The sequence below is a fragment of the Bacillus sp. RC242 genome, assembly GCF_044908245.1.
Lineage (GTDB): Bacteria > Bacillota > Bacilli > Bacillales > Bacillaceae_G > Bacillus_A > Bacillus_A mycoides.
In genome coordinates, this window is the sequence record NZ_JBIYCZ010000007.1 from 39081 (window position 1) to 52019 (window position 12939).

11 protein-coding genes and 5 pseudogenes are annotated in these 12939 nt (G+C 34.1%); 4 read left to right on the forward strand and 12 right to left on the reverse strand.

What is annotated here, in order from left to right; translation table 11 throughout:
* Window positions 1-97: 97 nt before the first annotated feature.
* The 8 genes and pseudogenes from ABH957_RS15135 to ABH957_RS15170 form a co-directional block, all read right to left on the reverse strand.
* Window positions 98-193, reverse strand: a pseudogene (locus ABH957_RS15135) (helix-turn-helix domain-containing protein); the annotation flags it as partial.
* Between the two features lie 313 nt (window positions 194-506).
* Window positions 507-962, reverse strand: a pseudogene (locus tag ABH957_RS15140) (Rpn family recombination-promoting nuclease/putative transposase); the annotation flags it as partial.
* A 43-nt stretch (window positions 963-1005) separates the two neighbouring features.
* Complete coding sequence (locus tag ABH957_RS15145) at window positions 1006-1707, reverse strand: YrrS family protein (RefSeq protein ID WP_404511535.1); 702 nt, start codon at window positions 1705-1707, stop codon at window positions 1006-1008.
* A gap of 238 nt (window positions 1708-1945) precedes the next feature.
* Window positions 1946-2380: a hypothetical protein gene (locus tag ABH957_RS15150; protein WP_002013690.1), complete on the reverse strand. Its 435-nt coding sequence runs from the start codon at window positions 2378-2380 to the stop codon at window positions 1946-1948.
* Window positions 2381-2641: 261 nt separating this feature from the next.
* Window positions 2642-2848, reverse strand: coding sequence for a histidine kinase (locus ABH957_RS15155; RefSeq protein ID WP_404511801.1), 207 nt, complete (start codon window positions 2846-2848; stop codon window positions 2642-2644).
* A 187-nt stretch (window positions 2849-3035) separates the two neighbouring features.
* Window positions 3036-3275 (reverse strand): annotated as a pseudogene (locus tag ABH957_RS15160) (DDE-type integrase/transposase/recombinase); the annotation flags it as partial.
* An 8-nt stretch (window positions 3276-3283) separates the two neighbouring features.
* Window positions 3284-3778, reverse strand: coding sequence for a hypothetical protein (locus tag ABH957_RS15165; RefSeq protein WP_404511537.1), 495 nt, complete (start codon window positions 3776-3778; stop codon window positions 3284-3286).
* 53 nt (window positions 3779-3831) lie between these two features.
* Window positions 3832-4278: a collagen-like triple helix repeat-containing protein gene (locus ABH957_RS15170; protein WP_404511539.1), complete on the reverse strand. Its 447-nt coding sequence runs from the start codon at window positions 4276-4278 to the stop codon at window positions 3832-3834.
* A gap of 208 nt (window positions 4279-4486) precedes the next feature.
* On the opposite strand from ABH957_RS15170, the pseudogene ABH957_RS15175 reads away from it, so the two are divergent.
* Window positions 4487-5192, forward strand: a pseudogene (locus ABH957_RS15175) (IS6 family transposase).
* Between the two features lie 758 nt (window positions 5193-5950).
* Here the strand turns inward: ABH957_RS15175 and ABH957_RS15180 are convergent.
* Complete coding sequence (locus ABH957_RS15180) at window positions 5951-6157, reverse strand: hypothetical protein (RefSeq protein WP_404511541.1); 207 nt, start codon at window positions 6155-6157, stop codon at window positions 5951-5953.
* A 258-nt stretch (window positions 6158-6415) separates the two neighbouring features.
* Here ABH957_RS15180 and ABH957_RS15185 point away from each other — a divergent pair, with 258 nt between their 5' ends.
* On the forward strand, window positions 6416-7798 hold the full coding sequence (locus tag ABH957_RS15185; RefSeq protein WP_404511543.1) for an alpha/beta hydrolase family protein: 1383 nt from the start codon (window positions 6416-6418) through the stop codon (window positions 7796-7798).
* Between the two features lie 125 nt (window positions 7799-7923).
* Here the strand turns inward: ABH957_RS15185 and ABH957_RS15190 are convergent.
* Window positions 7924-8614: pseudogene (locus ABH957_RS15190) on the reverse strand (IS6 family transposase).
* 538 nt (window positions 8615-9152) lie between these two features.
* Here ABH957_RS15190 and ABH957_RS15195 point away from each other — a divergent pair.
* Entirely contained in the window at window positions 9153-10247 is a 1095-nt protein-coding gene (locus tag ABH957_RS15195; protein WP_404511545.1) for a response regulator aspartate phosphatase, read from the forward strand.
* Window positions 10247-10420, forward strand: a complete 174-nt coding sequence (locus tag ABH957_RS15200; RefSeq protein WP_404511547.1) for a hypothetical protein — start codon at window positions 10247-10249, stop codon at window positions 10418-10420. The genes ABH957_RS15195 and ABH957_RS15200 overlap by 1 nt, the downstream gene beginning before the upstream one ends.
* Window positions 10421-10645: 225 nt before the next feature.
* Here the strand turns inward: ABH957_RS15200 and ABH957_RS15205 are convergent, their stop codons facing one another.
* On the reverse strand, window positions 10646-11377 hold the full coding sequence (locus ABH957_RS15205; RefSeq protein WP_404511784.1) for a CPBP family intramembrane glutamic endopeptidase: 732 nt from the start codon (window positions 11375-11377) through the stop codon (window positions 10646-10648).
* A 293-nt stretch (window positions 11378-11670) separates the two neighbouring features.
* A complete protein-coding gene (locus ABH957_RS15210) occupies window positions 11671-12816 on the reverse strand; it encodes a vWA domain-containing protein (RefSeq protein ID WP_404511549.1) in 1146 nt (381 codons plus the stop codon).
* Window positions 12817-12939 lie beyond the last annotated feature (123 nt).

A 12939-nucleotide genomic window follows, 5' to 3' on the forward strand; every position in this document is an offset into this window, starting at 1 on the left:
TTATACAAATGAATAGTATATAAACTTAAGACCACCGGTTTAAAAAATCAGTGGTCTTTTATTTAGAGAAGAATTTAGCTAATTAATTTCATGTTTTGAATACAAAGCGATTGCAACCAATGGTTTTAGCAATTAATATTTCTTGTTTCTTATTTAGGCAGATATGAAATTTATATGCCTTACTTACTAACATAGGGTGCACCTCACCTTTTTATAGGATATCTACAATATAAAAAAAAACGTAGGCTTAAGCCTACTGATATTCATCTCCCACCTAAAATTAGTGTTTCACACCTTTATATTTTTGAGGAAGGAGTCTTCTGTCAGAAACCGAAAAAAATGAGATACTCCCATTTTTTTCGGTCTTGGATTATTTCGTTTTCATTAGCTTGATAGTGCTGTTTCCGTATCCCTTAAAAATAGAAAAAGAAGATTGAGACATCTCATCTTCTTTTCAGGCAGAGTTAGAGAAAGCATTTTATTAGATAAAATGCTTTCTCTAAGAACTAGCTCTGCAAAAATCGCTGTATTTCAATTTCTGGTAATCCTGTAAGCTTTGCAATGTCTTCTACAGACACACCATTTTTATGCATACCTCGAATGAGTTGCATCTTTCCTTGCTCAACCCCTTGTTCAATTCCCTTTTTAATTCCTTGTTGTTCTGCATGAGCAAATTTTGCTGCCTCATCCATTAAGGCCTTTTCTCTTGCTTCATATGCTTGACGGAAAGAAGAATCTTGACTCATACGTTCCCATTTATTCATTGCTTTTTGTAAAATCGGATCTCGGTTCATGGCAATATCCTCCAATGTTTGTGTGAGATGTTCATCTTCATTCGCAGGTAATAATAATAACCAACGAACAAACGAATCTTCCCTCGGATTGACTTTCTCTTCGCGCCATTGCTGCATCAACTTTGGAATCTCTACTATATGAACTTCTATATCATCACTTAATAGCTTAGTCGCTCACAACAAGAGAGGATAGCATTTACATTTTGCTTATTTATTTTACCACTTGAACAGATACTGGTTTCCAGCCCTGATTCTCTACCCAATCAATATCAACCTTATATTTTTTATTACTTTGCTTATCTCGTACATTACCGTAGGCTTTATTTTCACCATTATTTCCAATAAAATCAAAAATCAATTGACCCTCTGGAACATCAGCAGCATAAGAAATTGCTTTTTTCATCTCATTCCAATCTACTGTTCCTTCTTTAAATTTCATTGTAGGTTTTGCTCCTTGCTCTGTACCAATTGGCTTCCAAGAAGGATTAGTTTGAGAACCCTTTTCTTGAGATGCCGTTTTTTCTCCCTCTTTATTTTCATTTTCGCTCGTTTTTACCGATTTTTCTGCTTTTTGTTTCTCTTCTAACAGTGCTGCTTCTCTCTCTTCACGTTTCTTCTCTTCTAACAGTGCTGCTTCTCTCTTCTCACGTTCCTTCTCTTCTAACTGCGCTGCTTCTTTCACTTCACGTTTCTTCTCTTCTAACTGCGCTGCTTCTTTCTCTTTATGTTTCTCCTCTTCTATCTTTGTTGCTTTCTTTTCTTGAGCAATTGCTTTCTTTGATGTATCAGAAGGGGAAAACAACTGGTATGTCACTATACCAACTGTCACTAATACCAAAGTAAATGCAATATTAAAAATCACCTTTTTACGACGATTTTGTTGTTTTTCTTGAAACCTGCTTCCTTGTCCCATTTTTTAAACCTCCGAGTTTATTTTCTCTTCTAATCTTTATGCATTATCCTTATAATTCTTAATATTTTCATTAAACAATGGAAATGAATTACAATTCCCATACAAGATTTCATATCATAATAAAATTTGTGTTGTTTCAAGCATCTGACATATGTTATTCAAAAATATTTTAATACATTAAAAATTGATAAGCATCTGTTTGTAAGAAACCTTCAATTTTATTCAAAGGTGATTCCAATTACGTCCACATTAGATCTCCTGTAGAAATCTTTTTAACAATTAAGCCCCTTCTTCCCTTATTTATAATTTTCAAATTAAACTGCCCTCTATGGTACAATAAAGATGTGTTGTTTTCTACTGGGGTATGTCGTAAAATCAAAAGGGATTTTATCTCTTTTACCTTTTTTTCAGAGTAACTTTCACCACTAGGAGACTCTATTATTCCTAATGTAATCTTTAATTCGCTTTCATCAAAAATCCAATCTTTATTAAGTTCCCTTATCTTTTGTATAAAGCTTCTTTTGGTTTTTCCTATATAGATCAATGTTTCATTCTTAGCATATACTCTAGAGATTGCAAATATTCCCTTCTTAAAAGCTTCTTCTCTATTATAAAAATCATTTAAACTATACAATCCATACCATTTAATATGTACTGTTTCTATTAACCTCACCTCATTTTCATGATAATATTATAATTTCTGAATGTTCAAATTATTATGGATACATAGCCTTGATTACTTGAATTATAAATAGTGCTTTTCAATAATACATTTTATTATTACTAATTTCAATAATGAATATGTACATATTCATTATTGAATGGCTGCAAAAAAACATGGGAATTTAATTCAAGCCCTATATCAAAATGAAAATAAAAAACACCTGTGATATACACAAAGTGCTTTTCTCTTGTCAATTTATCTATTTTCTTTTTATAACCCAAACTCCTTCGAATCGTACTTTTCTAGAGTTTGCTGCAATTCATTTTTTTCATATGGAATATGTTTATCTTTCTGTACATCTTCAACATTTTCTCCACCTGCTAATAATCTCCTGTACTTAAAAGAGTGCCCTGTTAATAATGGTGTAATTATGTTGTATGGCCCTCCTTTTGTTTGATTACTTGTATCATAAAACAAGTATCTGAAGCTGATATGTGGTCTACTTTACTGATAAAAATAACAAATAAAAAAGGAAACCTGCATGTTCGTTATAGTGATTTTCATGTTATATATATTCATATAAATTTATTAATATGCAATATTACATATTAGGTTCCTGTATCTTCATGATATTGATGTATTTATGATACTTATATCTTCATATTTAGAAAGGAATACTATTGTACATTGAAAAGGCGGAGTCTCTTTGAAGACTTCGCCTTTGTTTATATAGGGCATGAATAGTCTCGATACCTTTTATCGTACGTGAAGCATGACGAAGATTTTGAAATCCTGCAGATGTGGCAAAACGTCTCTTGACATGCCTATGAACCTGGTCAATAAGATGGCTAAAATTTTTGATTCTACAATGGATTGTAGTTTGATAAACCGAGAGACCCTTTAGAATAGAAATCACTTTTGACACAAAACAATGATTTTATATGGTGTAGTTTGAGCTGGTATACTCATTGTTGTAAAGCTATAAATAACTATTAAATTTCGATTTACAAGATTACCTGTAAAGAATTGACCATTTGTTAATAAAATTTGAGTAGAAGGAGAAATATTTAATTTTAATTTTCCATCACTACTCTCCAACTGTTCATTAAAATAGTCTACTTTTACATTTTGATGCGGTGTATATTTTGCCATAACAATCGCTTGAAATTGTGGTGGGAAAATAAGAGGAGCAGGAGCGTTGGCATCGTAAAACCCAGTTACTTTATCTCCTACTACTACCGTTGCATAGTCGATAAGATACGTATTTGGTTTCACTACAAAATTTATTAGATTTCCATAACCATTATCTACGGACATTAATTTATTACATCCTATATCTTCGTTTGACCCTGTTACAAAATCGTTAATCATAGTTATTGTACCATCAAATGATTGAAATTTTTTCATTCAAATACCTCTTTTGTTTATATAATTAAACCTCTATCGTTACTCTATAATTTTTAAAAACATGTAAATGAAATAATCCTTCTCGTATCAATTCCAAAAATAACCCAAAACCTACCGTTCCATCTAAAACCAGCAACAGACCTTGGTCCTACAAAAATTGGGAAATACCAAAATTGTTCACCATTACTAAGCCATATATAAGTATTTCGAAATAAACATAATGAAATTGCTCCTGGGTCAACAGCAAATGGTGAAGCTGTTGATTGTTGAGGAATAAATGATGGGGGGGGAGATGTTGGAGCTTGTGAGCTTTGCTGTCCCGGAAAACTTGGTTCACCCGGAAAGCCTGGTGCACCCGGAAAACCTGGTGCACCCGGAAAACCTGGTACACCCGGAAAACCTGGCATTCCAGGTATACCTGGAATCTGAGGACCAGGGAATTGACGATCGAAGTATTGATCATAATTTATATAAGGATAATATATTGACTCATTATACATTTAAAAACCACCTCTTTATTTTTGAAATCCTCTAAATTATTAATATGTAATGTGGTTCGTATAGGAAGCTTATTCGCTTCCTATACGAACCACATTTTAAACAAAACAAATATCAAACAGGAAATTATACCCATACCCGGTTCTGGTGCAAGAAATCTATAAAACTTGGACATACTGATACTAGTACTCTAAAAAGGACGTGATCAGTTTGGAAAAGAAAAATCTATTCAAGTGGAAACAGTATCAACCGGATATTATTTTATTAACCGTGAGATGGTACCTACGGTACAACCTAAGTTTCCGTGATTTGGAGGAAATGATGGAGGAACGAGGCTTATCCATAGCTCATACAACCATTATGCGTTGGGTACATCAATATAGTCCGGAACTGGATAAGCGAATTCGACGTCACCTCAAACAAACGAATAACTCATGGAGAGTGGATGAAACGTACATCAAAGTAATAGGACAATGGATGTATTTGTATCGTGCAGTCGATTCAGATGGGAATACCATTGATTTTTCCTTAGTACAACGAGAAATACCAAAGCAGCCAAGCGTTTCTTAAAAAAACCTTGGCTTTTTCACATGTTATCATCCCCCGTGTAATAACAGTAGATAAAAATCCAGCCTATCCAGTATCGATTCAACCGTTGAAAAACGAAAAAAAGATGCCAATAGGCACCCGAGCGAGACAAATAAAATATCTGAACAATATCGTGGAGTAGGATCATCGTTTTATTAAGAAACGGGTACGTTGTATGTTAGGGTTTAAATCATATCAAACAGCCGCCTCTATACTGAGTGGGATCAAAGCTACGCATATGATTAAAAAGGGGCAGATTGATTTAGAAAACCAGTCTGTCCAAAATCAGAATAATTTCATTCATCAAGCATTTGATCTTATAGTATAAGGAAAGATTCCACTAGGAATCCATTGTTATTCTTGTTCTTCATTATATATTTGCAACAGAACCTTTATTTTAGTGTGCTTATTGGTGAGGAATAGAGAATGGTTTTTATTTAATTTTTTTCGAAAGTAAAAAAAGACCTATTTATTAGATCTCTTTTTTACAGATTTTCCGAACGGGAAAGCCCACTACGGTGCGATAGCACCCACTTTAGGGGTGGGATGAGAGTGAGGTCAAATGCGATGTACAGATAAAATACCGAAGGTACGTTCTGCACATCAAGAATTTGAAATGGTATAATTTTCATAATAGACAAGTAAAAGTCTCTAAAACAATCTTGTTCTCTGAAAACAGAATACATATGAGGTTGGAGTAAAAAATTCTTCTACTCCGTAAAATGTATTGAGTCGTCAAGCACAAGACGCTAAAACACATTTGAGAACTCACAATCTGACTCGTTTGGTAATAGAATGAGTGCCGTATCTGCTATATGCACTGGATACGGCGTGGTGATGGCACACCGCAATCTTGCACGTCAGCGATACTAGAAATAGACTTCGCCTTTGGTAGCAAGAATCCCACTGACGTTAGTCAGCTTGTGGCTTTAGCCGTGGGAGTGTCAATTCGTGAATGATAACCTGTATATAACTGTAATCCTATATCCCTATGCTATAAGTGAAAGTAGTTGATTTTATTTACATTTTGTTTCTTACTCTCCCCAGGTACTGGTTTCATCCCCTGCTCGACCAATTCTGGATACTTCAATACTCTTCTTTTTTTATAGGTACAGACGCTGCCTCATAACTATCCTGTTCTCTCTTATTTTGTTTTGTTTCGCTTCCTTTCTGCTGGTCTATCTCAGCTACATTTCTTGTAATGGAAATTCCAGTGTCATCTTTGCTACTACACCCTGTTACCAATCCTAAAATCATGCACAATGTAGAGATGAACCATAAACATTTCCTCATCGTATGCCTCCCTCTCTTCTTGATTTTCTTCCCTTACATCATAACAAGATTGGAATAATTGTTTGAAAAACTATTGATTTCTATGATTTAACCAAGGTTTATGTATAAATCCATTGCTTAACTCCTCTACTCTTTCAAACGGACTTTTTATGATATGTATGCAGGATTCCCCCATACATGTACCGAAACCCCAATAGGGAAACATTCCACTAATTACCATCCCCATTTCATACCATTACATTTTGGAGGTTAAACAGGATGAAAAAAAAGAAGTTACAAAAATCAGCACTTTCTTTAACCCTACTCTTTTCTTTAGGAGTTTCTTCTTTTCCGCTTACAACAACGATTCACGCGGATACACAAGGGTCACAAACTGTAGAAAAGAAACAAGTCTCTTTAACGGAGCGTACGTCTTTATTTTTTGAATATCTCCAGCAAGGTAAATATGCAGAGGCACTTCAATTGACGTCTGCTGCTTTTCAATCCAAGTTTACGGCAAACATATTACAAAGCTGGTGGACACAAAGTGGCGGGAGCGGGATTACAAGCATCGGAACACCTTTTATAAAAGAACGAAACTTGGTCCATCAAACGGTTGAAGTTCCAGGAGCTATCGAAGGAACTACTATTCCATTACTCCTTAAATTCACGCCTGGCGGCAAAGTTGATGAAGTTGGTGTAAGGACGACGCCAGAGAAGTCTTATACCATCCCGCATCCTAGCTATGACCAACCTGATTCCTACCAAGAACGCGAAATCGTAATTGGAAATGCTACATACCCGTTACCAGCCACATTAACGGTTCCAAAACATAAAATTGGCGAAAAAGTGCCTGTTATTGTTCTTGTTCACGGTTCTGGGCCGCATGATCGTGACAGTACATTTATGGGAGCTAAAATCTTTAGAGACCTTGCAGCTGGTCTTTCATCAAGCGGTATCGCAGTGTTACGTTACGAGAAACGTTCTTCAGAACACGGTTTTAAAATGAGTGCAGAACCTGCTACGTTAGACCGTGATACTACAGATGATGCCATATATGCAGCAAAATCAGCAGCACAACAGGAAGGCATTGACCCTGCTAACATTTTCATTCTCGGACATAGTCAAGGAGCTGGCACGATGCCACGTATATTAAACAAAGCACCTTCATCACTTGTGAGAGGGAGTATTTTAATGGCACCACCTGCGCGTCCTTTTACTGACATACTCCTTGATCAGTATCAGTACCTCGGGGCACCAAAGGAATATATTAATGAACTAAAAAAACAATTTGCCTATATTGAGGATCCAACTTTTGATCCAGATCATCCACCAGCTGGTTATAATTATCTTTCTCCACATTTCATGTATGATGTGACTCGTTGGCGCCCAGTTGAGGAAGCAGCATCACGAAAAGAACCATTACTGATTCTGCAAGGCGCACGCGATTATCAAGTAACAGTAAAAGATGAATATACAAAATGGCAAGAAGGGCTTTCAAGCCGCAGTAATGTTCAGTTCAAAGAATATCCGAAATTGAATCACTTCTTCACGGAGGGGGACGGGGAATTAAGTCATCCTAGTGAATATGAAATCCCTTCCAATGTTCCTGCGTATGTTATCCAGGATATTGTTACATGGGTCAATGCGACAAAGAAATAAGAAAATAACAAAAGCCATCATGCAATTATCATTGCTTGATGGCTTTTGTGATACTAATGATTCGGTTCTGGTACAAAAACCATTTGATAGAGACATAGAACCTACATGGACTGTTCAATGACAGATTATGATCCAATTCCAAACAATTTATGTATGAATCTAACTTCATTTTGGGCAGACTTCACCTGTGGGTGAAGTTGTCCTTTTTTCAGCATATGCATGGCTTCAACACCACTCAATATAGAAGTGGCTGTTTCATACGACTTGAATCCTAACATAAAACGCACACGTTTCTTAATGAAACGGTGATCCTGTTCTACTATATTATTGAGATATTTAACTTGCCTTATTTGTATGCCTTCAGACATACGTTTCTCTTCTTTTAACTCTTGAATCACTATGGGATAGGCTGGGTTCTTGTCTACTGTTATAACACGAGGTTTACAAATATGAGAAGCAGCCAAGGCTTTCTTAAAAAAACGCTTGGCTGCTTGTTTATCTCTTGATTTACTTAGATAAAAATCAATTGTATTCCCCTCTGAATCGACTGCCCGATATAAATACATCCATTGACCTATTACTTTCACAAATGTTTCATCGACTCTCCAGGAATCATTTGTCGTCTTAAGATGACGTCGTACTCTTTCGTCTAATTCAGGTCCATATTGATGCACCCAACGCATAATGGTGGTGTGAGCAATAGACAAACCTCGTTCCTCCATCATTTCTACCAAATCACGAAAACTTAGATTGTACCGTTAATAAGATAATATCAAGCTGATAGTGCTTCCATTTGAACAATTTTTCCTTTTCCATACCGATTACACACCTTTTTTAGAGTAATAGTATCAGTATGTCCTAGATTTAGAGATTACTTGCAATTGCCCTGAAGTTTTTGCACCAGAACCAAAATTATAGCTATAACTATCATAAGAATCGCAAACCAAACCGGATTCACTTTTCTACAGATCCCCCCTTTAAACTATAAAGATAAAAAACCTTTACTTAACAGGTGAATAAAAGTAACTTGTCCTTCACTTTAAATATATACAAATAAATCTACGAAACTAAGTACCGGTAAAATAATATCAACCTATTCTCAATTCTTAAAAAGAACCAGGCGTAAATTTCAAAATTAGCTCACATTTAATTATTCTGCTAAGGGTCCAATTATCTTTATAAAAAATTTTTCAAGTTTATTCATGTATGTTGCAGTCTGAAAAACTCGAAAACAATAATTTTTTCTGAAGAAGGCAATAAAATATTGTTGAGAAATATTTTTCTAGATGCCCAAATATTAACAATTCTGATACAATAATGAGAAATTACACAATATATAATAGGAGGGTTTTATATGGGAGCAGCAACAGTAACATTAAGTGAAATTAAAGAGCTTTTAAGTAACTGGCATGACTCTATTCGCGAACTTGATCATGAAAAATCAACTCATTTATTTGGAGAAATAAAAAATAAGATTGATAAAATTGAAGAAAACCATAACGTGCGTTTATATTACTCTTTATTAGAGTTTAGACATAATATGTTAAACAAGGATTATGAAGGCTCTAAAAAATCTCTTGAAAAAATTGAAGATTTTAATAAACCAAGTGAAGAACTTTTAAATTACTACTACAACTTCTTTAAGGCAATTCATAACACAGAAATTGGAGAATATAAAAAAGCCGGTGAGCATTTCGATAAAGCCAAACAATTAATCGCAAATATCCCTGATGAGATTGAGAAAGCTGAATTCTATTATAAAGCAGCAGCCTTTTACTATCAGGTAAGACAACCTTTAGAAGCAGTTAAGTATGCAAATCGCGCTTTAAAATTCTTCGAACCTGAAACAGGATATGAACTTAATATAGCAGCTTGTAATAATATCCTTGGATTAACATGTACATCACTTAAACAATATGAATATGCGGAAGAATATTTTATTAAAGCTTTAGATATCGTTACAAAAAAACACAACACCATGTTAGGCCTTAAAATTAGACATAATTTAGGTTTTCTATATGCTGAACAGAATCTTTCAGAAGCAGCTATCCGAAACCTAACAACAGCTATTGATACTCCAGAAAGGAGTTATAAAGCAATTTTCCTTATTGCAAGAGAAAATTACAAACTTGGAAATACAGAAGAGTCATTAAAATTTATTAAAACTGGGTTAGATGCATGTGATTGTATCAATAACACGGAATATAAACACCACTTCTTAATATTAAGCGCACTAAACTCGAAAGAATCCACAGAAAAGTCCGAAAATATAATCACAGAAGGAATTGAGTACTTTGAACAAGAAGGTTTATTAGGGTTCGTTCATGACTATTCTAAACAATTGGCTTTAAAATTCTACTCATCTAACCATCAAGATAAAGCAAACCAATATTTCTTTAAGTCACACGAAGCCGAAGAAAAACTACGTAAAAAGGAGGCACTAAAATAATGAAGAAAGTAATTCAAACTTTAGGTATCACTCTAGGATTAGTAGCCGTTTTTGGTTTTAGCTTTACTTCCAATAACACAATACAAAATGCTGAACACGGAGAAACATTTGCACCAAAAGTACAAGATAGCTCTATCCATTACGTAATGAGAGAACATGGAGAAACGTTTTAATACTTAAAAAGAGCCATAGCATCATATATGGCTCTTTTTTATTACATTAAATTGTACTCTCGTGTCTTTAAGTTAATATATTCAGCTGAACCCATTAGGCTTTTACGAGCGGTTAATCTCCTACCTAACTTCATTGCTTCGGCCCAATTTTTTTGAAAAAAACAAATGATAAAACCAAATAAAAAGAACTCTTCATAGTGTTTTATTTGGATTGTAATTAATAATTTATAATATACGCTTCACCATCTCAAATATAATTCCTGAAAATAAATTATACGAACTATGAGCTAATATAGCCGAAAAGAGACCATATCTTAAGAACAGCAAAGCATATACAATCCCAGGGATAAAATAGAATGAGAAATTCAATACACCAGGCTCATGTATGATTGCAAACACAAAACTTGTAGACAATATCCATACCCAAACATATTTAGTGTTTTTTTCTACAAATAAATTAAAATACAATTTATTTGACACATTAGAATACTCTTTCGCATCATTAGCCAACCATAATAGCGCTGCATAAGGTACATATCTGTATACAAATTCCTCATTAAACGGGACAATGATACTAACCAAAATACGTTCTCCCATCTCGCTTAAAACTTCAGACGTATTAAACTGTGCTGATCCACCCCCTATCATTTCGCCCCCCATCCACGTTGGGATAAAACGCGCAAAATTAAACGCAACTTGCATTCCTAGCGCTAACAATATTGGTAGTCCAATAGTTAAACGTTTTTTATTACTCAAAAAGAAATAACCTGCAAAGTCACTTCTTAATTTGGGTATAGTAATCAAAAGAGCGAAAAGCAACGTTAGTAGTAATAGAGATTCGACACCCACACTTAACTTTGAAAGACCCAATCCAAGAAACTTATCACCATAAATCAAAAATGCAAGCATAAATACCCAAACTATAACCAGGGTTGAACCTCTAAGTATCTTATTCATAAAAGACAAAGAATTTCCTCCTCTAGCAAAAAATTAAACTTACTTAAATAATGTTCTACCGCAGAACTCCCACCCAATGGAAAATGATAAATTATCAACCATTTATATTTTAACATCTTTTCATTATGGTTTAGATTGCTCCAATTGTTGTTTCATGTTCTTTTCTTTTTCAGTTATAAGATTTATTAACTCCTTTTCTCTATCATTATAATAACTAGTTAGTGTTTCAAATCGAAGCTTAATAATTTTTTCAAGACTGAGCTTTTTATGATTATCAATGATTTATTTCTCACTTAAAAGTAAGAAATATTATTCTTTAAATTATAGTGTTCTTTATTAATTACATCATTAATTTCCATATGAGCCTTTTTAATATTCATAAATAACTCTGCCCACTGCGTATTCAGACTGAAGTATTGATCAATCTTCCAATTTTCCCATTCTTTATATAGTTTTTCATACTCTTTATTAAGAGTTTGATATAATTCATCGGCATTACTTACTGTCGCATAATTCCCTTTTCCTGCTTCTGCAGTATTCTTTAATTGCTGTTGCTCACTATTTTTCACATCAAATCCAATAATATTTACAACTGCATGAGTATTGGATTGATTGAGGTTTTTGGCAGCATTAACTGGATATCCCCCACAAGTCTCTTCTCCATCACTCACAATATATACTACATTTAGGTTTTCATCACCGGTATCCTCTTTAAAATCATCATTTACAGAATCTATAGCTGATGCTAACGGCGTCCACCCCTTCGGACCAAACTTAGATAAAGCAGCATTAAATTGTTCCTTATTATAAGGCTGTAATGGGTACATTACCTCCGAGGATCCACAGGATAAGCTTTTATCATTTTCATTATCCGGAATCTTATCAAGATAGTTGTAAATAGCTTTCTTAGCAGATTCCATTTTAATTTGACCATTAACTTTACTAGCCATACTACCGCTTGCATCAAGTAAGATCTCCACATTCAGGGATTTATCTTTTGGTTTTATAGAATGTACATTGTCATTATTTTGTTCTTTAATAGCTAATTCAGGGATAATTCCCTCCAGTTTACTTACAGCTTCTTTATAACTTTGCGCCTGTAGATTTAGTAATTGTACATATATTTGTTCTGCACTTAAATCTTTTGGTAATTTCATCAATTCCTGATTAAGTTCATTAATTTCTTCTGATGAGTGTGCTCTTTCCTTTGCGTATTTACCTGTTCCTTCCTGAATCATTAACGGGGCATTTGTAGCAAATAACGATTCATATGTCTTGGTATCCTCTTTTTTTATTTCTTTTTTGCTAATTTCCTTTTCAACTACTTCACTTTTTGATTCATTAGATTTAGAAGGCATAGTATCTAATTTTGAACACGCAGTAATAAATACACAGAATCCCAGTGTTATTCCAATTACATTAAATAGTGCTTTTCCCACTATAAAACCTCATTTCTTCCTTATAATTCAAACCTATGAGGACGATAGAAAATACAAAAAGGAAGAATTCGATAAGTATCGTGTTGTTTTTTCATTTATTAGCGACTATATAACTGAATTAAT

What these genes read in the sequence shown, in the direction of transcription:
- ABH957_RS15170 (WP_404511539.1), bottom strand. Translation starts at nt 4,278, where the DNA reads ATGTATAATGAGTCAATATATTATCCTTATATAAATTATGATCAATAC.
- ABH957_RS15145 (WP_404511535.1), bottom strand. Translation starts at nt 1,707, where the DNA reads ATGGGACAAGGAAGCAGGTTTCAAGAAAAACAACAAAATCGTCGTAAA.
- ABH957_RS15185 (WP_404511543.1), top strand. Translation starts at nt 6,416, where the DNA reads ATGAAAAAAAAGAAGTTACAAAAATCAGCACTTTCTTTAACCCTACTC.
- ABH957_RS15165 (WP_404511537.1), bottom strand. Translation starts at nt 3,778, where the DNA reads ATGAAAAAATTTCAATCATTTGATGGTACAATAACTATGATTAACGAT.
- ABH957_RS15205 (WP_404511784.1), bottom strand. Translation starts at nt 11,377, where the DNA reads ATGAATAAGATACTTAGAGGTTCAACCCTGGTTATAGTTTGGGTATTT.
- ABH957_RS15200 (WP_404511547.1), top strand. Translation starts at nt 10,247, where the DNA reads ATGAAGAAAGTAATTCAAACTTTAGGTATCACTCTAGGATTAGTAGCC.
- ABH957_RS15180 (WP_404511541.1), bottom strand. Translation starts at nt 6,157, where the DNA reads ATGAGGAAATGTTTATGGTTCATCTCTACATTGTGCATGATTTTAGGA.
- ABH957_RS15195 (WP_404511545.1), top strand. Translation starts at nt 9,153, where the DNA reads ATGGGAGCAGCAACAGTAACATTAAGTGAAATTAAAGAGCTTTTAAGT.